19 protein-coding genes and 1 riboswitch are annotated in these 22,509 nt (G+C 64.2%); of the genes, 5 read left to right on the top strand and 14 right to left on the bottom strand.

Annotation, left to right across the window (positions count from 1 at the left end; genetic code table 11):
• Positions 1 to 6: 6 nt before the first annotated feature.
• From AB4Z43_RS02825 to AB4Z43_RS02890, 14 genes are all read right to left on the bottom strand, one after another.
• Positions 7 to 1,512 carry an NADH-quinone oxidoreductase subunit M gene (locus AB4Z43_RS02825; protein WP_019858928.1) on the bottom strand — a complete coding sequence of 502 codons (1,506 nt, stop codon included), beginning with the start codon at positions 1,510 to 1,512 and terminating at the stop codon, positions 7 to 9.
• Positions 1,512 to 3,485, bottom strand: a complete 1,974-nt coding sequence (gene nuoL, locus AB4Z43_RS02830) for an NADH-quinone oxidoreductase subunit L (RefSeq protein WP_019858929.1) — start codon at positions 3,483 to 3,485, stop codon at positions 1,512 to 1,514. Before nuoL ends, AB4Z43_RS02825 begins: the two co-directional genes overlap by 1 nt.
• 10 nt (positions 3,486 to 3,495) lie before the next feature.
• Positions 3,496 to 3,804, bottom strand: coding sequence for an NADH-quinone oxidoreductase subunit NuoK (gene nuoK, locus AB4Z43_RS02835; RefSeq protein WP_019858930.1), 309 nt, complete (start codon positions 3,802 to 3,804; stop codon positions 3,496 to 3,498).
• 1 nt (position 3,805) lies between these two features.
• On the bottom strand, positions 3,806 to 4,426 hold the full coding sequence (locus AB4Z43_RS02840) for an NADH-quinone oxidoreductase subunit J (RefSeq protein WP_019858932.1): 621 nt from the start codon (positions 4,424 to 4,426) through the stop codon (positions 3,806 to 3,808).
• Positions 4,427 to 4,552: 126 nt separating this feature from the next.
• Positions 4,553 to 5,044 carry an NADH-quinone oxidoreductase subunit NuoI gene (nuoI, locus tag AB4Z43_RS02845; RefSeq protein ID WP_027046992.1) on the bottom strand — a complete coding sequence of 164 codons (492 nt, stop codon included), beginning with the start codon at positions 5,042 to 5,044 and terminating at the stop codon, positions 4,553 to 4,555.
• Positions 5,044 to 6,087, bottom strand: a complete 1,044-nt coding sequence (gene nuoH / locus AB4Z43_RS02850) for an NADH-quinone oxidoreductase subunit NuoH (protein WP_019858935.1) — start codon at positions 6,085 to 6,087, stop codon at positions 5,044 to 5,046. The genes nuoI and nuoH overlap by 1 nt, the downstream gene beginning before the upstream one ends.
• A 2-nt stretch (positions 6,088 to 6,089) precedes the next feature.
• Positions 6,090 to 8,171: an NADH-quinone oxidoreductase subunit NuoG gene (nuoG, locus tag AB4Z43_RS02855; RefSeq protein WP_441935814.1), complete on the bottom strand. Its 2,082-nt coding sequence runs from the start codon at positions 8,169 to 8,171 to the stop codon at positions 6,090 to 6,092.
• 73 nt (positions 8,172 to 8,244) lie between these two features.
• Positions 8,245 to 8,940 carry an NADH-ubiquinone dehydrogenase gene (locus AB4Z43_RS02860; RefSeq protein WP_027046993.1) on the bottom strand — a complete coding sequence of 232 codons (696 nt, stop codon included), beginning with the start codon at positions 8,938 to 8,940 and terminating at the stop codon, positions 8,245 to 8,247.
• 61 nt (positions 8,941 to 9,001) lie between these two features.
• A complete protein-coding gene (gene nuoF / locus AB4Z43_RS02865) occupies positions 9,002 to 10,306 on the bottom strand; it encodes an NADH-quinone oxidoreductase subunit NuoF (RefSeq protein ID WP_010910107.1) in 1,305 nt (434 codons plus the stop codon).
• 10 nt (positions 10,307 to 10,316) lie between these two features.
• Positions 10,317 to 11,591, bottom strand: a complete 1,275-nt coding sequence (locus AB4Z43_RS02870; protein WP_069092415.1) for an NADH-quinone oxidoreductase subunit E — start codon at positions 11,589 to 11,591, stop codon at positions 10,317 to 10,319.
• On the bottom strand, positions 11,592 to 12,782 hold the full coding sequence (locus AB4Z43_RS02875) for an NADH-quinone oxidoreductase subunit D (protein ID WP_019858941.1): 1,191 nt from the start codon (positions 12,780 to 12,782) through the stop codon (positions 11,592 to 11,594).
• Positions 12,783 to 12,791: 9 nt separating this feature from the next.
• Positions 12,792 to 13,397 carry an NADH-quinone oxidoreductase subunit C gene (locus tag AB4Z43_RS02880; RefSeq protein WP_441935817.1) on the bottom strand — a complete coding sequence of 202 codons (606 nt, stop codon included), beginning with the start codon at positions 13,395 to 13,397 and terminating at the stop codon, positions 12,792 to 12,794.
• A gap of 4 nt (positions 13,398 to 13,401) precedes the next feature.
• Positions 13,402 to 13,983 (bottom strand): NuoB/complex I 20 kDa subunit family protein, encoded by a 582-nt coding sequence (locus AB4Z43_RS02885; RefSeq protein ID WP_015317338.1) that lies wholly within the window; start codon positions 13,981 to 13,983, stop codon positions 13,402 to 13,404.
• On the bottom strand, positions 13,974 to 14,339 hold the full coding sequence (locus tag AB4Z43_RS02890) for an NADH-quinone oxidoreductase subunit A (protein WP_010910112.1): 366 nt from the start codon (positions 14,337 to 14,339) through the stop codon (positions 13,974 to 13,976). The genes AB4Z43_RS02885 and AB4Z43_RS02890 overlap by 10 nt, the downstream gene beginning before the upstream one ends.
• A 332-nt stretch (positions 14,340 to 14,671) precedes the next feature.
• Here AB4Z43_RS02890 and AB4Z43_RS02895 point away from each other — a divergent pair, with 332 nt between their 5' ends.
• From AB4Z43_RS02895 to cobG, 5 genes are all read left to right on the top strand, one after another.
• Complete coding sequence (locus tag AB4Z43_RS02895) at positions 14,672 to 15,871, top strand: winged helix-turn-helix domain-containing protein (protein ID WP_441935819.1); 1,200 nt, start codon at positions 14,672 to 14,674, stop codon at positions 15,869 to 15,871.
• Positions 15,872 to 15,900: 29 nt separating this feature from the next.
• Positions 15,901 to 16,105: riboswitch (cobalamin riboswitch) on the top strand.
• Between the two features lie 39 nt (positions 16,106 to 16,144).
• Positions 16,145 to 16,573, top strand: a complete 429-nt coding sequence (locus AB4Z43_RS02900; protein ID WP_441935821.1) for a DUF1636 family protein — start codon at positions 16,145 to 16,147, stop codon at positions 16,571 to 16,573.
• A 2-nt stretch (positions 16,574 to 16,575) separates the two neighbouring features.
• Positions 16,576 to 17,613 (top strand): cobalamin biosynthesis protein CobW, encoded by a 1,038-nt coding sequence (cobW, locus tag AB4Z43_RS02905; protein WP_027046994.1) that lies wholly within the window; start codon positions 16,576 to 16,578, stop codon positions 17,611 to 17,613.
• 18 nt (positions 17,614 to 17,631) lie between these two features.
• Positions 17,632 to 21,153: a cobaltochelatase subunit CobN gene (gene cobN, locus AB4Z43_RS02910; RefSeq protein WP_441935823.1), complete on the top strand. Its 3,522-nt coding sequence runs from the start codon at positions 17,632 to 17,634 to the stop codon at positions 21,151 to 21,153.
• Entirely contained in the window at positions 21,150 to 22,508 is a 1,359-nt protein-coding gene (gene cobG / locus AB4Z43_RS02915) for a precorrin-3B synthase (RefSeq protein WP_064983937.1), read from the top strand. The genes cobN and cobG overlap by 4 nt, the downstream gene beginning before the upstream one ends.
• Position 22,509: the final 1 nt, after the last annotated feature.

A 22,509-nucleotide genomic window follows, 5' to 3' on the forward strand; every position in this document is an offset into this window, starting at 1 on the left:
CCTGGGTCAGTTCGCCGCCGCGGTTTGCGCGGCGCCGATGGATGCGGTGACATTGGTGACGAGCGACTTGACCGACTGGGCCGTCGCGTCGAAGACGGGAGCGGGATAGACGCCGAAGAAGATGACCAGCGCGACCAGCGGGTAGATGATCACCTTCTCGCGCAACGACAGGTCGAGCAGCCCCTTCAGACTGTCCTTGGTCAGCGCGCCGAAGATCACCCGGCGGTAGAGCCAGAGCGCGTAGGCCGCCGACAGGATGACGCCCGTGGCGGCGAAGAACGCCACCCAGGTGTTGACCCGGAACACGCCGAGCATGGTCAGGAACTCGCCGACGAAACCACTGGTGCCGGGCAGGCCGACATTGGCCATGGTGAAGACCATGAACACGGTGGCGTATTTCGGCATGTTGTTGACCAGCCCGCCATAGGCAGCGATCTCACGCGTGTGCATGCGGTCATAGATGACGCCGACGCACAGGAACAGCGCGCCCGAGACCAGGCCGTGGCTGAGCATCTGGAAGATGGCGCCCTGCACGCCTTCCTGGTTCATGGCGAAGATGCCCATGGTGACGAAGCCCATATGGGCGACCGAGGAATAGGCGATCAACTTCTTCATGTCGTCCTGCATCAGCGCCACCAGCGAGGTGTAGATGATGGCGACGACCGACAGCGTGAACACCAGCGGCGCGAACATTTCCGACGCCAGCGGGAACATCGGCAGCGAGAAGCGCAGGAAGCCGTACCCACCCATCTTAAGCAGAATTGCGGCCAGGATCACCGAGCCCGCCGTCGGCGCCTCGACGTGCGCGTCGGGCAGCCAGGTGTGCACCGGCCACATCGGCATCTTCACCGCGAAGGAGGCGAAGAAGGCGAGCCATAGCCAGGTCTGCATATTGGCAGGGAAGCTGTGCGTCAGAAGCGTCGGAATGTCGGTCGTGCCCGACTGATAGAACATCGCCATGATGGCGAGCAGCATCAGCACCGAACCGGCGAGCGTGTAGAGGAAGAACTTGAACGAGGCGTAGACGCGCCGCTTGCCGCCCCAGACGCCGATGATGATGAACATCGGGATCAGGCCGGCTTCGAAAAAGACGTAGAACAGCACGATATCCAGCGCGCAGAACACGCCGATCATCAGCGTTTCGAGCAACAGGAAGGCGATCATGTAGGCCTTGACGCGCTTCTCGATTGCTTCCCACGAGGCCAGGATACAGAGCGGCATCAGGAACGTCGTCAGGATGACGAACAGCATGGAAATGCCGTCGACACCCATATGGTAGGAAATGCCGGAGTCGAGCCAGGCGGCCTTCTCGACGAACTGGAAGCCTGACTGAGAATTGTCGAAGCCGGTCCAGATGAACACCGAGATGATGAAGGTGAATGTCGTCGTCAACAGCGCGATGGCGCGGATGTTGCGGCGCGCATTTTCGCTGTCATCCTTGATGAACAGGATAAGCAGCACACCAACCAGCGGCAGGAAGGTGACCAGCGAGAGGATTGGCCAGGCGGTCATCAGAGCATCATCCAGGTGACGAGTGCGGCAACGCCGATCAGCATGGCGAAGGCATAGTGATAGAGGTAGCCGGTCTGCAGCTTGACGACGCGGTTGGTGACATCGACGACCCGCGCCGAAATGCCATCCGGCCCGAGCCCGTCGATGACGGTGCCGTCACCGGTCTTCCACAGGAAATGGCCAAGGCGCTTGGCGGGCCGCACGAACAGGAAGTCGTACAGCTCGTCGAAATACCACTTGTTGAGCAGGAAGGCGTAGAGCAAGCGATGGTTGGCGGCGACGCTCCGGGGCAATTCCGGTGAGCGGATGTAGAACTTCCAGGCCACCGCGAAGCCGATCAGCATGGCGATGAAGGGCGACAGTTCGACCCACAGCGGCAGTTCGTGGATTTCGTGCAGGATGTGATTGTCCGGCAGCGTGAACAGCGACGCCTTCCAGAACTCGGCATAGCCTTCGCCGATGAAGGAATTGTGGAAGATGATGCCGGCAAACAGTGCACCCGCAGCCAGGATGAACAGCGGCACCAGCATCACCGGCGGCGATTCATGCACATGGTGCATCACCTCATGGCTCGCCCGCGGCTGGCCGTGGAAGGTCATGAAGATCAGCCGCCAGGAGTAGAAGGAGGTGAAGCAGGCGGCGATGACCAAAAGCACGAAGGCGAGGCCGGCAACCGAATTGTGGCTGGCAAAGGCGCTCTCGATGATGGCGTCCTTGGAGAAGAAACCGGCGGTGCCGATGACGGTCACCGGAATGCCGACGCCGGTCAGCGCCAGCGTCCCGATCACCATCATCCAGTAGGTGGTCGGGATCAGCTTGCGCAGACCGCCCATCTTGCGCATGTCCTGCTCGTCGGAGACGGCATGGATGACCGAGCCCGAGCCGAGGAACAGCAGCGCCTTGAAGAAGGCGTGTGTGAACAGGTGGAAGATCGCCGCGCCATAGGCGCCGACGCCGAGCGCCACGAACATGTAGCCGAGCTGCGAGCAGGTCGAATAGGCGATGACGCGCTTGATGTCGTTCTGGACGAGACCGACGGTCGCCGCGAAGAAGGCGGTGAAGGCGCCGATGAAGGTCACCACGGTCAGCGCCGAATGCGACAGTTCGAACAGCGGCGACAGCCGCGCCAGCATGAACACGCCCGCCGTCACCATGGTGGCGGCATGGATGAGAGCCGAGACCGGCGTCGGGCCTTCCATGGCATCCGGCAGCCAGGTGTGCAGCGGCACCTGCGCCGACTTGCCCATGGCGCCCATGAACAGCAGCAGGCAGACGACGGTCATCGCCGCCTGCTTGTCCAGCGCATGGCCGAGGAAGGTCAGCACGGCAGCACCTTGCGGCGCGCCTTCGGCCGGAACGAACGTCGCCGCATTGGCGAAGATGGTGCCGAGATTGACCGAGCCGAACAGCACGAACACGCCGAAAATGCCGAGCGCGAAACCGAAATCGCCGACGCGGTTGACGATGAAGGCCTTGATGGCCGCGGCGTTGGCCGACGGCTTCTTGTACCAGAAACCGATCAGCAGGTAGGAGGCGAGACCGACCCCTTCCCAGCCGAAGAACATCTGCACGAGGTTGTCGGCCGTCACCAACATCAGCATGGCGAAGGTGAACAGCGATAGATAGGCGAAGAAGCGCGGCCGGTTCGGATCGTGGTGCATGTAGCCGATCGAATAGATATGGACCAGTGCCGAAACGGTGTTGACCACCACCAGCATCACCACCGTCAGCGTGTCGATGCGCAGTGCCCAGGACACGTCCAGCCCGCCGGACTGGATCCAGTGCAGCACCGGCACGGTGAACACTTCGCCATGGCCGAAGCCGACGCTGAAGAAGGCGACCCACGACAGCACCGCGGAGATCACCAGGAAGCCGGAGGTGATGTATTCGGACGCCTTGGCGCCGAGCGACGTGCCGAACAGGCCGACGATCAGGAAGCCGAGCAGTGGAAGGAAGACGATGGCCTGATACATGGTGGTTCCGTCAACCCTTCATCATGTTCACGTCTTCGACCGCGATCGAGCCGCGGTTGCGGAAGAAGACGACGAGAATGGCAAGTCCGATGGCGGCTTCAGCCGCCGCGACCGTCAGCACGAACAGCGCGAACACCTGGCCGACCAGATCGCCGAGCGCCGCCGAAAAGGCGACGAAGTTGATGTTGACCGCAAGCAGGATCAGCTCGACCGACATCAGGATGACGATGACGTTCTTGCGGTTCAGGAAGATGCCGAACACGCCGAGCGTGAACAGGATCGCCGATACGGTCAGATAATGTGCGATGCCGACGACCATCTCAGACTCCTTCGCCCGACTTGACCTTGCGGATTTCCATGCCGGTGGCCGGCGTGCGGCCGACCTGGGCTGCGATCGACTGCCGCTTGATCCCTTCCTTGTGACGCAGCGTCAGCACGATGGCGCCGATCATGGCAACCAGCAGGATGAGGCCCGAAATCTGGAAGTAGTAGAGGTAGTCGGTATAGAGGATGTCGCCGAGCGCGGCCGTGTTCGAGCGCGTGGCGAGATCGGGGATCGGTTTGGACACTGTCGCGGCCAGCTTCGGCGCGAATGTGTAGCCGCCGAGCACGACGATCAGCTCCGCCGCCAGGATCAGCCCGACCAGCGCGCCGATCGGCGCGTATTGCAGCGCGCCCTCTTTCATTTCAGCGAAGTCGACGTCGAGCATCATGACGACGAACAGGAACAGCACCATGACCGCACCGACATAGACGACGAGCAGGATCATCGCCAGGAACTCGGCGCCGGTCAGCATGAACAGGCCGGCGGCGTTGAAGAAGGTCAGGATCAGGAACAGCACCGAATGCACGGGGTTGCGCGATGAAATGACCATGAACGCCGACGCCACGGCGACAAAGGCGAAGAGGTAGAAAAAGGCCGCCTCTAGTCCACTCAGCATTGGGGTTCCCCCGGGTTCCTATCCCAAACAGGACATTCGTCGTGTTTGATTTTTGCGACCGCCTCCGGTCGGCAAGTTTCGTTGTGTCCTTAGACGAGGCCCCTCGCCTCGTCCATGCGTCAAATATCAGCGGTACGGCGCATCCAATGAGATGTTGCGCGCCAGTTCGCGCTCCCACCGGTCGCCATTGGCCAGCAGCTTGTCCTTGTCGTAGTAGAGCTCCTCGCGCGTTTCAGTCGCGAATTCGAAATTCGGCCCCTCGACGATGGCATCGACCGGGCAGGCTTCCTGGCAGAAGCCGCAATAGATGCACTTCACCATATCGATGTCGTAGCGCACCGTGCGGCGCGTGCCGTCATTGCGGCGCGGGCCGGCCTCGATGGTGATGGCCTGCGCCGGGCAGATCGCCTCGCACAATTTGCAGGCGATGCAGCGTTCCTCGCCATTGGGATAGCGGCGCAGCGCGTGCTCGCCCCGGAAGCGCGGGCTGGTCGGCCCCTTCTCGTGCGGATAGTTGATCGTCTCCTTCGGCGCGAAGAACTGGCGCATCGACAGGAAGAAGGCGCTGACGAAATCCTGCAGAAGCAGCGATTTTGCGGCCTGGGACAAAGCGGACATCACGCAAACCCCGTGATCTTGAGGAAGGCTGCGGTGGCGACAACCATGAACAGCGAGATCGGCAGGAACACTTTCCAGCCCAGCCGCATCAGTTGGTCGTAGCGGTAGCGCGGCACGAAGGCCTTCACCATCGAGATGCCGAAGAACACGAAGCACACCTTCAGCACGAACCAGATGACGCCGGGCACCCAGGTGAAGGGCGCGAAGTCGAAGGGCGGCAGCCAACCGCCGAGGAACAAGATGGTCGCCAGCGCGCACATCAGGACGATGGCGACATACTCGCCGAGGAAGAACAGCAGGAACGGCGTCGACGAATATTCGACCATATGGCCGGCGACCAGTTCCGATTCGGCCTCGACCAGGTCGAAAGGCGGCCGGTTCGTCTCGGCCAGCGCCGAGATGAAGAAGATGATGAACATCGGGAACAGCGCCAGCCAGTTCCAGTCGAGGAAGGTGTTGGGCAGGCCGAGTCTGGTGCCAAGCCCACCCTGCTGCGACATCACGATATCGCTGAGGTTGAGCGAGCCGGCGGTGAGCAGCACGGTGACGATGACGAAGCCGATCGAGACTTCGTAGGAGACCATCTGCGCGGCCGAACGCAGCGCGCCGAGGAACGGATATTTCGAGTTCGACGCCCAGCCGCCCATGATCACCCCGTAGACCTCGAGCGAGGAGATGGCGAAGACATAGAGGATGCCGACATTGACGTTGGCGATCGCCCAACCCTGGTTGACTGGAATGACCGCCCAGGCCGAAATCGCAAGCACCGCCGATACCAGCGGCGCCAGAAGGAACACGCCCTTGTTGGCGCCGGACGGGATGACCGGTTCCTTGAAGACGAATTTCAACAGGTCGGCGAAGGCCTGCAGCGTGCCCCAGGGGCCGACGACGTTCGGGCCACGGCGCAACTGCACCGCCGCCCAGATCTTGCGGTCGGCGTAGAGGATGTAGGCCACGAAGATCAGCAGCACCACGATCAGCACGACTGACTTTAGAAGGATCAGCAGCGCCGGCAGCACGTAGAAGGAGAAGAAGGTGTCCATGCTTATTCCGCCGCCTGCTTGAAGCCGCTCTTGGCCAGTGCCGAGCATTCCGCCATCACGGCCGATGCCCGCGCGATCGGGTTGGTCAGGTAGAAATCCTTGACCGGCGAGGTGAAGGTGCCCTTGTTCAGTCGCCCGCCGAGCTTCGCCACGCCGGCAATGTCCTCGGCATTGCCGGCCGCGACCTGATCGATGCGGGCCAGATGCGGATACTCGCCATAGAGCTTGGCGCGCAGTTGCGGCAGTGAATCGAACGGCAGCTTCTTGCCCAGCACGTCGGACAGGGCCCGCAGAATCGCCCAGTCCTCGCGCGCATCGCCAGGCGCGAAACCGGCGCGGTTGGTCTGCTGCACGCGCCCTTCGGTGTTGACGTAGGTGCCTGACTTTTCCGTGTAGGCAGCCGCCGGCAGGATGACATTGGCGCGATGCGCGCCGTGGTCGCCATGGGTGCCGATATAGACGACGAAGGCGCCGCCGGTCTTGCCCATATCGATCTCGTCGGCGCCGAGCAGAAACAGCACGTCCGTTTCGCCGAGCATACCGGCGACATCCTTGCCACCCTCGCCCGGCACAAAGCCGAGATCGAGGCCGCCGACCCTGGCCGCCGCATTGTGCAGCACGGCAAAGCCGTTCCAGTCGGCGCGAGCGGCATTGACAGCAGCGGCGAGCTTCGCCGTCTGGCCGAGCACGGCCGCGCCGTCGGCGCGCGCCAACGCGCCCTGGCCGATAATGATCAGCGGATGCGTCGCCTTCTTCAGCGTCTGGAAGAACGTGCCATTGCCGTCGGCCAGATCCTTCAGCGAATCCGGCCCGGCACCGAGCAATTCATACTCGTAGCGTGTGTCGCCGACATCGCCGATGACGCCGACTGGCAGATTGCCGACCCGCCAGCGCTTGCGGATGCGGGCGTTGAGCACCGAGGCCTCGAATCGCGGATTGGCGCCGATGATCAGCACCGCATCGGCCTGCTCGATGCCTTCGATGGTCGGGTTGAAAATGTAGCTGGCACGGCCGAGCGCCGGATCGAGTGCGGCGCCATCCTGGCGGCAGTCGACATTCTTAGAGCCGAGCGAAGCCATCAGCAGCTTCAGCGCGTAGATTTCCTCGACCGCCGTGAGATCGCCAGCGATGGCGCCAATCTTCTCGGGCGTGGTCTTCGACACCGCGTCCTTGATCGTCGCGAACGCTTCGGCCCAGCTTGCCGCAACCAGCCTGCCGTCCTTGCGCACATAGGGACGGTCGAGGCGCTGCGTGCGCAACCCGTCCCAGATGAAGCGGGTCTTGTCGGAAATCCACTCCTCGTTCACCTGCTCGTTGACGCGCGGCAGGATGCGCATCACTTCGCGGCCACGGCTGTCGATGCGGATCGCCGAGCCGACGGCGTCCATCACGTCGATGGATTCGGTCTTGGTCAGTTCCCACGGCCGCGCCTGGAAGGCGAAGGGCTTGGAGGTCAATGCGCCGACCGGGCACAGATCGATGACATTGCCCTGCAGTTCCGAGGTCATCGCCTGTTCGAGATAGGTGGTGATCTCGGCGTCCTCGCCACGGCCGATCAGGCCGAGTTCGGAAATGCCGGCGACTTCCGTGGTGAAGCGGACGCAGCGCGTGCAATGAATACAGCGGTTCATCACCGTCTTGACCAGCGGGCCGATATACTTGTCTTCGACCGCGCGCTTGTTCTCGTGATAGCGCGAGGAATCGACGCCGAAGGCCATGGCCTGGTCCTGCAGGTCGCATTCGCCGCCCTGGTCGCAGATCGGGCAATCAAGCGGATGGTTGATCAGCAGGAACTCCATCACGCCTTCCCGGGCCTTCTTGACCATCGGGGTGTTGGTGAAGATTTCCGGCGGCTCGCCATTGGGGCCGGGGCGCAAATCGCGCACGCCCATGGCGCAGGAGGCCTGCGGCTTGGGCGGCCCGCCCTTCACCTCGATCAGGCACATGCGGCAATTGCCGGCGATCGACAGCCGCTCATGGAAGCAGAAGCGCGGCACTTCCGCGCCCGCGTCTTCCGCCGCCTGCAGCAGCGTGTAGTGGTCGGGTACAGTGATCTCTTTCCCGTCGACCTTGAGCTTTGCCATTCGCTTCAAACCCCTGCGGATTTCCCGCAATCTCATTTCCCGGGCGCGACAGACGCAGCACCCGGCATTTCATTCATTTCTTCGCGGCCAGCACAGCCGCCTGGGCAGTCCAGTCGTCGCGGCCGATACGGCCGTTGAACGACAGATAGTCGTCGACCCAGGCGATCTCCTGCGGCGACCAGGCGGCGATCTGGGCATAGGTCCAGATGCCGAGCCCGTTCAGCACCTTTTCCAGCTTCGGACCGATACCCGATATCGCCTTGAGGTCGGACGGTTTCGCCGGCTTGTCCATAGCCTTGGGCTGCCTGAAATCCTCGGGCAGCAGAACGTCGGCGGCCTCGCTCGTTGCAGGAGCGACATTTACCGCAGGCACCGTGGTGGCGGCTTCCTTGGCGGCGATGTCGGTGACTTCCTGCGCGAAGGACTGCGCCTCGGCAATCATGGTTTTGGCCGTCGCCCGCGCCTTGATGGACGACGAGCTCGCGTCCTCGAATTGCTCGACGCGCGCCTCGAAATCCTCGATCAGCGGCTGCATCAGGCGCTGTGATGCCTCGGCGGCTCCTGTGAGTGCCCCCAGCCAGACGCCGAACGCATGATTGGCAAGCCCGATGCCAAGCGCCGACATTGCCGCCGCACCAGCGACAGGGTGCACGAAAAGGTTGACGGCGCTGGCCATCTCCTTCGGCATCATCCTGGTCAGGTCCTGGTTCATCTTCTCGATCTGGTCCAAATTAGGCATCAATGGGTAGGGTGTCGAATACGGCGCCATAGAGTTCTCCTGGTCGTTTCTTCGTTCGCCCCGCCCCGTTATTCCAGCATTCAAAAATCTTCTATTCCGCCGCCACCATCACCGGTTCGGCCCGATGCGCGTTGCGCGAAAACTCGTCGATGCGCCGCTCCACCTCGCCGCGGAAATGCCGCATCAGGCCCTGGATCGGCCATGCCGCCGCATCGCCCAGCGCGCAGATCGTGTGGCCCTCGACCTGCTTGGTGACGTCGAGCAGCATGTCGATCTCGCGCTTCTGCGCCTCGCCGCGCACCAGCCGCTCCATCACCCGCCACATCCAGCCGGTGCCTTCGCGGCACGGCGTGCACTGGCCGCAGCTCTCATGCTTGTAGAAGTAGGACAGCCGCGCGATCGCCTTCACGACATCGGTCGACTTGTCCATGACGATGACGGCCGCCGTACCGAGGCCGGATTTGAGGTCGCGCAGCGCATCGAAATCCATCGGCGTGTCGATGATCTGCTCGGCCGGAACCAGCGGCACCGAGGCGCCGCCCGGGATGACCGCGAGCAGATTGTCCCAGCCGCCGCGGATGCCACCGCAATGCGTCTCGATCAACTCGCGGAACGGGATCGACATCGCCTCTTCGACGGTGCACGGATTGTTGACGTGGCCGGAGACACAGAACAGCTTGGTGCCGACATTGTTGGGCCGGCCGAAGGACGAGAACCAGGCTGCACCACGGCGCAGGATGGTCGGCGCCACCGCGATCGATTCGACATTGTTCACCGTGGTCGGGCAGCCATAGAGGCCGACATTGGCCGGGAATGGCGGCTTCAGCCTGGGCTGGCCCTTCTTGCCTTCCAGGCTTTCCAGCAATGCGGTCTCTTCGCCGCAGATATAGGCGCCGGCGCCGTGATGCATGTAGACGTCGAAATCATAGCCTGACGTGTTGCCCTTGCCGATCAGTTTGGCCTCATAGGCCTCGTCGATGGCGCGCTGCAGCGCCTCGCGCTCCCGGATGAACTCGCCGCGCACATAGATGTAGGCTGCAATCGCGCCCATGGCGAAGCCGGCGAGCAGCGCCCCTTCGACCAGCGTGTGCGGATCGTTGCGCAGGATGTCGCGGTCCTTGCAAGTGCCGGGCTCGGATTCATCGGCGTTGATGACGAGGTAGCTCGGCCGGCCGTCGCTCTGCTTGGGCATGAACGACCATTTGAGGCCGGTCGGGAAGCCGGCGCCGCCACGGCCGCGCAGGCCGGACGCCTTCATCTCATTGACGATCCATTCGCGGCCCTTGGCGACGATGCCGGGCGTGTTGTCCCAGGCGCCACGCGCCATGGCGCCGGCCAGCGACTTGTCGAAGAGGCCGTAGATGTTGGTGAAGATGCGGTCTTTATCCTGAAGCATTTTTCGTCCCTCAGACCGGCTTCTTGCCGAAGACGCGGATGTATTCGGCGACGCCGCCCTTGGCGAGCGCCTTGGCCTGCTTGACCCAGTCGTCGCGCTCGATGCGGCCGTGGAAGGAGAGATAGCCGTCCACCCACTCGCGCTCGGCCTTCTTCCAGGAAGCGACCTGCGCGAAGGTGAAGATGCCCAGCGTATGCAGGACGCCCTCGATCTTCGGGCCAACGCCGGAGATCAGCTTGAGATCGTCGACCGCGGTCGGCCTGTCGATACCGGCCGGACGGTTCTTGTCCTCCAGCGACGGTTTTGCGGGCTTTGCCGCCGGCGCCTTGGCTTCCGGCGCCTTGAAGGCAGAGGCCGGTTCGGCCTTGGCCTTCGGCCCATTGCGCTGCTTGGAGACCTTCTCGACTTCCGGCGCTGCCTTGTTGGCGTTGGCGGCCGAATGCGGCGGCGCCGAAACACTCGCCGCCTTCTCCGCCGCCGGCGCCACCTTGGTCTTTGAGGGTGTCTTCAACGCCGGGCTGGTTTCAGGCGCGTCGGTCTTCGGCTTGCTGGCGTTGGACGGTGCGACGGGAGCGGGTGCCGGAACGGGCGCCGCAATGATCGCGTCGGGTGCCGCCTTGGCGGCCTTCGCTGCCTCCCTGGCTTCCCGGTCGCGGGTCGACTTGAGGATCGCCTTTTCGCTTTTCAGCGTCGTGAGACCAGAGGCCGGCTCCGAGCCGGTGCGGCCATTCTGCGGTCCCGGCACCACCGAGGCGCCCTTGCCCGCATCGTAGAGATCGATGATTTCGGCCAGGCGTTCCGGCGTCAGATCCTCGAACGTATCCTTGAAGATCATCACCATCGGCGCGTTGACACAGGCGCCGAGGCACTCGACTTCTTCCCACGACAAGGTGCCCTTGTCGTTGGTGTGGAACTGGTCGTGATGGATTTTCGAGCGGCAGACATCCATCAGCGCTTCCGAGCCGCGCAGCATGCAGGGCGTGGTGCCGCAGACCTGGATGTGCGCGCGGGTGCCGACCGGATTGAGCTGGTACTGCGTGTAGAAGGTCGCGACCTCGAGCCCGCGAATCCTGGGCATGCCGAGCATGTCCGAAATCGTCTCGATCGCCGCCTTGGTGACCCAGCCTTCCTGTTCTTGCGCCAGCATCAGCAGCGGAATGATCGCCGACTGCTCGCGGCCCTTCGGGTACTTCTTGATCCATTGCTTCGCCGCTGCCGCGTTCGCCCGGTTGAAGGCGAAGGATGCTGGCTGGACGCTGGCTTCTGCGAGACGGCGGACTGACATTTAGCGATCGACCTCACCAAACACGATGTCGAGGGAGCCAAGAACGGCGGTGACGTCGGCCAGCATGTGGCCGCGACACAGGAAATCCATGGCTTGCAGATGCGCGAAACCGGGCGCGCGCAGCTTGCAGCGATACGGCTTGTTGGTGCCGTCGGAGACGAGATAGACGCCGAATTCGCCCTTCGGCGCCTCGACGGCCGCATAGACCTCGCCGGCCGGCACGCGATAGCCCTCGGTGTAGAGCTTGAAGTGGTGGATCAGCGCTTCCATCGAACGCTTCATCGCCGCGCGCTTGGGCGGCACGACCTTGCCGTCGAGGTTCGACACCGGGCCGGTGCTTTCCTTGCCGAGCAGAAGATCGACGCACTGGCGCATGATCCTGGCCGACTGGCGCATTTCTTCCATGCGCACGAGGTAACGGTCGTAGCAGTCGCCGTTCTTGCCGATCGGAATGTCGAAATCCATTTCCGAATAGCATTCATAGGGCTGCGACTTGCGCAGATCCCAGGCCGCGCCCGAACCGCGCACCATGACGCCCGAAAAGCCCCAGGCCCAGGCATCGGCCAGCGAAACAATGCCGATATCGACATTGCGCTGCTTGAAGATGCGGTTGCCGGTCAGCAGCTTGTCGAGGTCGTCGATCGACTTCAGGAACGGGTCGATCCACTTGCCGATGTCCTCGACCAGCTGGCGCGGCAGGTCCTGATGGACGCCGCCGGGCCGGAAATAGGCGGCATGCATGCGCGAGCCGGAGGCGCGCTCATAAAACACCATCAGCTTTTCGCGCTCGACGAAACCCCACAGCGGCGGCGTCAGCGCGCCGACGTCCATCGCCTGCGTCGTCACATTGAGGATGTGCGACATGATGCGGCCGATCTCGCAATAGAGCACGCGGATCAGCTGGCCGCGCCTCGGCACTTCGATGCCGAGCAGGCGCTCGGCGGCCAGTGCGAAGGCATGTTCCTGATTCATCGGCGCGCAATAGTCGAGCCGGTCGAGATAAGGCACAGCCTGCAGATAGGTTTTTGCCTCGATCAGCTTTTCGGTGCCGCGATGCAGCAGCCCGATATGCGGATCGACGCGATCGACGACTTCGCCGTCCAGTTCCAGCACGAGACGCAAAACGCCGTGCGCCGCAGGATGTTGCGGGCCGAAGTTGATGTTGAAATTGCGGACGGAGGTCTCAGCCATTCTGGCGCCTCAATTCGTCTTGGCTTTTTCGTCCCCGGGCAGCACGTAGTCGGTGCCTTCCCAAGGGGAAAGAAAATCAAAATTGCGGAATTCCTGCTTGAGCTCGACCGGCTCGTAGATGACGCGCTTGGCTTCGTCGTCGTAGCGCACTTCGACGAAGCCTGTCAGCGGGAAATCCTTGCGCAGCGGATGGCCTTCGAAACCGTAGTCGGTCAGCAGGCGGCGCAGATCGGGATGGCCCGAGAACAGCACGCCATAGAGATCGTAGGTCTCGCGCTCGAACCAGTCGGCGCCGGGGAAAACCCCGGTGATCGACGGCACCATCGTCTCCTCGTCGGCCTGCACCTTGACGCGAATGCGCACATTCTGTTTCGGCGACAGCAGGTGATAGACGACGTCGAAGCGCTTGGCCCGCCACGGATAGTCGGCGCCGCAGACATCGATGATCGAGATGAACTGGCAGCGCGCATCGTCGCGCAGGAAAGTCACGACTTCGATGAGGTCGCGCGGCTCGACATGAATGGTGAGCTCGCCATAGGCAATGTCAGCGCCATTGACGCGACCGATCAGCCTTTCGCCGAGATAGGTCGACAGTTCGCTAAGGGATGCGGCCATGGATTTACCGTTCGATCGTGCCGGTGCGGCGGATTTTCTTCTGCAGGAGAAGAATGCCGTAGAGCAAAGCTTCGGCGCTCGGCGGGCAGCCGGGCACATAGATGTCGACAGGCACGACGCGGTCGCAGCCGCGTACCACCGAATAGGAATAGTGGTAGTAGCCGCCGCCATTGGCGCAGGAGCCCATCGAGATGACGTAGCGCGGCTCCGGCATCTGGTCGTAGACCTTGCGCAGCGCCGGCGCCATCTTGTTGGTCAGCGTGCCGGCGACGATCATGATGTCGGACTGGCGCGGTGACGCACGCGGCGCGACGCCGAAGCGCTCCGAATCGTAGCGCGGCATCGAGGTGTGGATCATCTCGACGGCGCAGCATGCCAGACCGAAGGTCATGAACATCAGCGAGCCCGAGCGCGCCCAGGTGATCAGCGCCTCGGTCGAGGTGACCAGGAAACCCTTGTCGGCAAGCTCATTGTTGATTTCGAGGAAGAAGGGATCGTCCTCCCCCACCGGCCGGCCGGTGTTGGGATCGATGATGCCCTTCGGCTTCGGCGCGACGAGGGTGCCTGAACTGTCGTTCAATCCCATTCCAGCGCTCCTTTTTTCCATTCATAGGCAAAGCCGATGGTCAGCACTGCCAAAAACACCATCATCGACCAGAAACCCAGCATGCCGATCTTCGAGAAGGACACCGCCCAGGGAAAAAGGAAGGCCACTTCCAAGTCGAAGATGATGAACAGGATCGACACCAGGTAGAAGCGGATGTCGAATTTCATGCGGGCATCGTCGAACGAGTTGAAACCGCACTCGTAGGCGGAAAGCTTTTCGGGATCGGGATTGCGGTAGGCCACAAGGAACGGTGCGGCCAGCAGCGCCAGGCCGACGACCAGCGCCACGCCGATGAACAGGACGATGGGCAGGTACGAACTGAGAAGTGCGTTCATGCAGCGGCTTTCCGTTGGCGCCAATCCACTTTGATTACAGCACCGGACCTTAATGCGGAAGCGTGACAGATTAACCGCTGAACCGTTTTAAGGGGCCTATGCTGCAACGCGGCGAGGGTTAGCGCAGCACTTCCAGCGAAGCAAGTCAAACCTTGTTCAAAACGCCGACCTGGACGGCATATCCGGACAAACTGGTCCGATCCGCTCTTGTTTGATTTCCTTCGTTTTTTACTCCACTTTTCTCTCCTGACAGGGTTGCCGCTAAAACCCTGCTAGCATGGGCTGGAATCACCCGTCAGACCCACAGCAGAAGCGCCCAGAGTGATACCTGCATGAAGGAAAAAATCTCGCTTGCCATGGCCCGGCGCATCGCGCTCGCCGCACAGGGGTTTCTCGATCCCCGCCCAAATGGCACACCCGATCGCCGCCACTTCGCCCGCGTGCTCTCGCGCACCGGCCTGCTGCAGATCGATTCCGTCAGCGCGGTGGTGCGCGCTCACTATATGCCGCTCTATTCGCGCCTTGGCCCCTACCCGCTCGCTCTGCTCGACAACGCCGCCGTGACGCGCAAGCGCACGGTGTTCGAATACTGGGCGCATGAGGCTTCCTTCCTGCCGGTCGAGACCTACCCGCTGATGCGCTGGCGCATGCAGCGAGCCGAGCAGGGCGACGAGATGTATCTGGGCCTGGCCAAATGGGGCCGCGAGCACGCCGCCTATATAGAAGAGATCTACCGCGAGGTCGCTGCGCGCGGCCCGATCGCCGCTTCGGCGCTGGAAGGTCAGAAAGGTTCGGGCGGCTGGTGGGGCTGGAGCCATGCCAAGCATGCCTTCGAATGGCTGTTCTGGGCCGGGCGCATCACCACGGCGCACCGCCGCGGCTTCGAGCGCTTCTATGATTTGCCCGAGCGCGTGCTGCCGCAGGCGATCCTCGACCTGCCCGTGCCGCCAGCCGAGGACGCGCACCGCGAATTGCTGCGCATTTCTGCCCGCGCCCATGGCGTGGCGACATCAGGCGACCTGCGCGACTACTTTCGGCTATCGCCGGCCGACATGAAAGGCCGGCTGGAGGAACTGGTCGAGCTGGGCGAATTGCTGCCGGTGCGTGTCGAGGGCTGGGACAAGCCGGCCTACCTTCATAAGGACGCCCGCCTGCCCCGGAAAATCGAGGCCCGCGCACTGTTGGCGCCGTTCGACCCGGTCGTCTTCGAGCGCTCGCGCTCGGAGCGGCTGTTCGATTTCCACTACCGCATCGAGATCTACACGCCGGCTGAGAAGCGCCAATACGGCTATTACGTCCTGCCCTTCCTGCTCGGCGACCGGATCGTCGCCCGCGTTGACCTCAAGGCTGACCGGCCGGCCAGCGTCCTGCGCATCCACGCCGCCTACGCCGAACCCGGCGCGCCACCTGAAACCGCCGCGCAACTCTTCGAGGAACTGCAGCAGATGCAGGGCTGGCTTGGCCTTGAACGCATCGAAGTGACACCCGCCGGCGATCTGGGTCCGGCGCTCGCCGACATCGCCATGTCGTAGCCGCGCGTTGACACCGCTGCCTGCAAAAGCCTAAATCCGCTCCAGACGGTCCCTTGCCCGCAACGGCAGGGGCTAAGAGGGAATGCGGTGCGGGATTTCGATCTCAAATCCGCGGCTGTCCCCGCAACTGTAAGCGAAGAGCCAAGGCCGAAAGCCACTGGGACGTTCCCGGGAAGGCGGCACCCAAGGCGATGACCCGCGAGCCAGGAGACCTGCCGTCTGCGACAAAAGAATCCGATCGCCCGGCGGGTTTCCGGGCAAGGAGCCCGGTTTTTGGACCAGAACAGCAGTTTTTCGGCTGGCACAGCGGACAATTCGTCCGCCGACGGCGATGCCTTGGCCGGCGTCACCGTCATCGTCTGCGCCTCCTGCCGCGACGAGACCGGCTCCGACGCCCATCCCCGCGCCGGCGAACTGCTAGCCGAAGACACGCGCCAAGCCGCTGCAGGCGATGACATCCGCATCCGCACGGTCGAGTGCCTCGGCAATTGCAAGCGCCGGCTGAGCGCCGCGATCCTGCGCGACGGCTGCTGGAGCTATGTCTTCGGCGACCTGAGCGCGACCAGCGGCGCCGACCTCGTCACCGGCGCCAAACTCTTCGCCACCTCGACCGACGGCCTCATTCCATGGCGCGGTCGGCCTGATTCTCTCAAGCGCGGCCTCGTTGCCCGCATTCCTCCCCTCAACCTGCTGAAGGATTGATCATGAGCGCTTCCGTCACCCGCGTCCCCTGCACCGTCGTCACCGGCTTCCTTGGTGCCGGCAAGACGACGCTGGTCCGCCATCTCCTGGAAAACGCCGGCGGCAAGCGCATTGCCATCATCGTCAACGAGTTCGGCGACATCGGCATCGACGGCGAGATTTTGAAGGGCTGCGGCATCGACACCTGCCCGGAGGAAAACATCGTCGAACTGGCCAATGGCTGCATCTGCTGCACCGTGGCCGACGATTTCGTGCCGGCGCTCGACCAGATCCTGTCGCTCAACCCCAAGGTCGATCACATCCTGATCGAGACCTCGGGCCTGGCCCTGCCCAAGCCGCTGGTCCAGGCATTCCAGTGGCCGACGGTGAAGAGCCGCGTCACCGTCGATGGCGTCATCGCCGTGGTCGACGGTCCCGCACTGGCCGAAGGCCGGGTCGCCAACGACATGGACGCCTTGCAGGCGCAGCGCGCGCAAGATGAGAGCCTCGACCATGACGACCCGGTCGAGGAACTGTTCGAGGACCAGATCGCCTGCGCCGACCTGATCATCCTGTCGAAGAGCGACCTGATGGATGCCGCCGGTTCGGCCCGCGCCAACGCCATCATCGGCGAACACTCCGCCCGTGCCGTGAAGATCGTGCCGACCTCGCATGGCAAGGTCGATCCCTCCGTGCTGCTCGGGCTCGGCCTCGCCGTCGAGGACGACATCGAGAACCGCAAATCCCATCATGACGGCGCCTTCGACCACGAGCATGACGACTTCGACACCTTCATCGTCGACATTCCCTCGATCGCCAATCCGGATGAGCTGGCACAACGCGTCGCGGCCGCCGCCGAACAGGAAAACGTGCTGCGCGTGAAAGGCTTCGTCGAGGTCGGCGGCAAGCCGATGCGGCTCTTGCTGCAGGCCGTCGGCCCGCGCGTCAATCATTACTATGACCGCGCCTGGACCGCCGAGGACGACCGCCGTTCGCGCCTGGTCGTCATCGGCCTCAAGGGGCTGAACCGCCCGGCAATCGAGCGTATACTCGCCGGCTGATTTCAGACACGGGCCGCGATGCATATCCTCACCACGACCTCCGCCTCGCTCGACGATCTCGCCGAGCCGGTCGATCTGCGGCAGACGCCGGCGGATATCGTGGGCCTGTCCTTCACCGACAGCGACCTCGCCGGACTGGCGGCCGCCTGGAAGGCGGATGCCGGCCGTTTGCCCTCGATGCGGCTGGCGGCGCTTCGCGACCTGCGCCACCCTATGTCCGTCGACCTCTGGGTCGACAGCGTCGCCCGCCACGCCAAGATCATCCTGGTACGCATCCTCGGCGGCTACGACTGGTGGCGCTACGGCTGCGACCAGCTGGCCTCGACCGCTCGGGAACGCGGCATAAAACTGGCGCTGCTGCCCGGTGAAAGCCATGACGAGGATATCAGGCTGATCGAAGCCTCGACCCTGCCGCGCTGGGAATTGGACGCCCTGCTCGGCTATTTCCGCGAGGGCGGCCCGGCCAATATGGGCGCGCTGGTGCAGCGGCTGGCCAGGCTGGCTGGGCAGGACGCGGCCGTTGTTGAGCCGGTGGCGGTGCCGAAGGCCGGCTACTACGAGCCAGGCCGCGGCGTCGTCCCCCTCGCCCTTGAGGGAGAGGGAAAGGTCGTGCCCATTCTCTTCTACCGCTCGATGCTGCTGGCCGCCGACGTCGCACCCATCGACGCCCTTTTCGACGCGCTGCGGCAGCGCGGCATGACGCCTGTCCCCATCTTCGTCTCCGGCCTCAAAGACCCGACATCCCTGGCCTTCGCGGAAACCGCCATCGCCAAGCTCAGACCCGTTGCCATCATCGCCGCGACCGCCTTCGCTTCCGGCGCCGAACCCGGCGTTGAAACCCTGTTCGACCGCGCCGGCGTGCCCGTTTTCCAGGTCATCGTCGCCACCACCCGCCGCGACATCTGGGAGAATAACCAGCGTGGCCTGGCGCCCGCCGACCTCGCCATGCATGTCGTGCTGCCAGAACTGGACGGCCGCATCCTCGCCGGCGCGATTTCCTTCAAGGGTGAAAGCGATGTCGATCCCGCGCTTGGCCACCGCGCCTTCGCCAACCGGTCGGAACCGGATCGCGTCGCGCAGGTCGCTGACCGCGTGGCAGCCTTCATTCGCCTGCAGGAGACGCCCCGCGCGACGCGCAAGCTCGCCATCCTGATCCCGGACTATCCCAGCGCGCCTGGCCGTACCGGCTATGCCGTCGGCCTCGACGTGCCGTCGAGCGTGCTGGCGATGCTGCATGACCTGAAGGAACAGGGCTACGGGGTTGAAGGGATCCCGCAATCGCCTCGAGAATTGCTGGATTTGCTGGAGCGGGGCGATGGTGGGTTGGGATTGGATGAGTATCTCGACCTTTCACGAGACCTGCCTGTCGAGGCAATGACTGCTGTTGAGGCGGCGTGGGGGAAAGCGGAAGACAAGACAGATTTGCGCGAGGCACTCCCCTCTGTCCTGCCGGACATCTCCCCCGCAAGGGGGGAGATTGGCAGTTTCAGCGCTAAGGCCACTCTTGCAACGTCGGAGATTGGCGAGGGCAGAGATGACAGCGTAATCTCCCCCCCTGCGGGGGAGATGTCCGGCAGGACAGAGGGGGGTGTTCAAGCGCCGACCTCGCTGCACTTCCCCTTCCGCGCCACGACCTTCGGCAACATCACCGTCGCCCTCGCCCCCGATCGCGGCCGCTCGGCCGACCGCCGCGCCGACTATCACGACCCGACACTCCCGCCACGCCACGCCCTGCTCGCCTTCGGCCTCTGGCTGCGCAAATCTCTCGGCGTCCACGCCCTGATCCATGTCGGCGCCCACGGCACGCTGGAATGGCTGCCGGGCAAGACTGTCGCGCTGTCGAAGGCCTGCTTCCCCGAGATCGTCACCGGCGCCATGCCCGTCATCTATCCCTTCATCGTCTCCAATCCCGGCGAGGCAGCACAAGCCAAGCGGCGCATCGCCGCCGTCACCCTCGGTCATCTGCCACCGCCGCTGGCCGGTGCGGGACTTGACGAAGATCAGCACAAACTCGAGCGCCTAGTCGATGAATACGCCCAGGCCGACGGCCTCCACCGCCGCCGCCGCGACCGCCTGGCAAAACTGATCGTCGACACCGCGCAGAAAACTGGCCTCGCCGCCGAAGCCGGTGTCGCCAGGACCGACGCGCCCGACGAAGCGCTGCGCCGCATCGATGCCTGGCTCTGTGACCTCAAGGATTTCGCCATCAAGGATGGCCTGCATATCTATGGCCGCGCGGCTGACGACGAGCCCGACGCTATGCGCCGCCAAAGTGCCGAGGCTGAAAGGTCGGCGCTGCTTGCCGCGCTCGATGGCCGCCACGTCAAGGCCGGCCCGGCCGGCGCGCCGGCGCGCGGACGTTCCGACGTGCTGCCCACCGGCCGCAATTTGTTCACGTCGGATCCACGCACCATGCCGACGCCGACCGCCTATGATCTGGGCAAGGCGGCGGCGGAAGAAGTCGTGCGCGGCTATCTGCAATCGCATGGCGACTGGCCGCGTTCGCTGGTCATCGATCTCTGGGGCTCGGCCTCATTGCGCACCGGCGGCGAGGAGATCGCGCAAGGCCTGGCGCTGATGGGCTGCCGGCCGCAATGGGATGCCGCCACCGGCCGCATCACCGGCATCGAAGTGCTGCCGCCGGCGACGCTCGGCCGCCCGCGCGTCGACGTCACCTGGCGCATATCGGGCCTGTTCCGCGACATGTTCCCGACCCAGATCGCGTTGATCGACGCCGCCGCCAACGCCGTTGCCGCCCGCGATGAAGAAGATTCGGAAAACCCGCTCGCGGCCCGGACCCGCGCCGATGGCAAGATCAGCCCGCGCATTTTCGGCACCTCACCCGGCACCTATGGCGCCGGCGTCGAGAATCTCCTGTCGAGCGGCGACTGGGGCGCGCGTGAAGAGATCGGCCGTGCCTATCTCGACGCCACCTCGCACGCCTATGGCGGCGAAGGCGGCGAAGGCGTCTCCGCGCCCGGCGCCTTCGAAACCCGCATCGCCGAGGCCGATCTTCTGGTCCACACCGGCGACGACCCCGGCCGCGACATTCTCGAAGGCTCCGCCGACGTCGCCTTCATCGGCGGCTTTTCAGCCGCGCTTGCGGCGCTTGGCCGGAATGCCGACGTCATCGTGCTCGATACGACGGACCCGCAAATGCCGAAGCCGCGCTCGATCAGTGAGGCCGTATCGCGCGTGGTGCGCGCCCGCGCTGTCAATGCCCGCTTCATCTCAGGCCAGATGCGGCACGGCCCACGCGGCGCCTCTGAATTCGCCGAGACGGTCGACCGGCTGGTCGGCTTCGCCGAAACCACGCATGCCATATCGGGCGCGCTGATCGAGGCCGTGCACGACGCCTATGTCGGCAACGCGGATGTTCGCGCCTTTATCCTTCGGGAAAACCCGGCGGCGGCGAAAGTCATTGCCCAGCGTTTCCTGTCGGCGCGCCGGCGCGGCCTCTGGCATCCCTTGCGCAATTCCATCGACGACGATCTCGCCGCGCTGATTGCAGAGGCCGAGGCGCTGGGAGTGGCGGCATGAACGCCTTCTCACGTCGCGGCGCCTGCCCGGCCCTGTCGGCGCCGATGCAGACCGGCGATGGACTGCTGGTGCGGCTCAACCCGGTTGCTGGAGCATTTTCGCCGAAGCTGTTGATCGGTCTGGCCGAATCCGCCCTGCGGCATGGCAACGGCATCATGGAAGTGACAGCGCGCGGCAGCCTGCAGATTCGCGGGTTGACGGCGGATAGCGCTGCGCTGCTGGCGGCGGAGGTCGACGCGCTGGGCATTGCGGTGCGCACCGGCGTGCCGATCGAGACGGGGCCGCTGGCGGGCATCGATCCGCAGGAGGTTGCCGATCCACGACCACTGGCTGAGCGGGTCAGGGTGGCGGTTGACGAGGCCGGGCTGACGCCAAGGCTCGGGCCGAAGGTGTCTGTCGTGGTGGATGGCGGCGGGCAACTGACGATGGATGCGGTGACGGCCGATGTGCGGCTGAAGGCGGTACGGGCCGACAACGGCATCGTTTGGAGCGTATCAGTTGCCGGCGATGGCCAAAACGCGAAGGTGCTGGCAACGGTCGATGCGGATGCCGCCAGAGACATAGCCGTGGCTGCACTCAGGATGGTCGCTGAAAAAGGCCGTGAGGCGCATGCGCGGGACTTGTCGGAGCGGCAGTTGGTGTCTCTAGCAGGTTGGCTATGCTTGACAGGTTTGCGCGAGGCGTCCGGCAGGACAGAGGGGGGCGCCTCGCGCAAACCTATCGGCCCTTTTCCCTTAGCCGGCGACACTTTCACCCTCGGCATTGCCCTCCCCTACGGCAGCATGCCGGCGGATAAAATCATCGACCTTGCGCAAAGCGCCGTCACCCTCGGCACCACCGAAATCCGCCTCGCCCCAGGCCGCGCTCTGCTCTTCCTTGGCCAGCCGACGGACACCAACCAACCCCTCCAGACTATCGCCGCCACCCTCGGCTTCGTCACCTCCGCCGCCGACCCGCGCACGCGCATCGCCGCCTGCCCCGGCACGCCGGCCTGCGCCTCCGGCCGCATCGCCACCCGCGACATCGCCGAGACGATCGCCACGGAAAACGCCGACATCCTTGACTTCACCCTGCACATTTCCGGCTGCGCCAAGGGCTGCGCGCATCCCGGCCCGGCGGCGCTCACAATCGTCGGCGGCGAAAATGGAGCCGGACTTGTCGTGAACGCGACGGCAAAGGCTCTTCCTGCCGGCTACAGGCCGGGCTATGACGCCGCGCGCGGCTTCAGTCGCGTCGCTGCGCTGATCCGCAGCGCACGATTCCAGGGCGAGACCGCCGCCGCCTGCCTGACAAGGCTCGGGCCGGCGGCAATCGCCGACACTTACCGACAGGCCCAAACTAAAAAACGGAAATGAG

Source organism: Mesorhizobium sp. 2RAF45 (genome assembly GCF_052115225.1).
In the GTDB taxonomy this organism is placed as follows: Bacteria; Pseudomonadota; Alphaproteobacteria; order Rhizobiales; family Rhizobiaceae; genus Mesorhizobium; species Mesorhizobium jarvisii.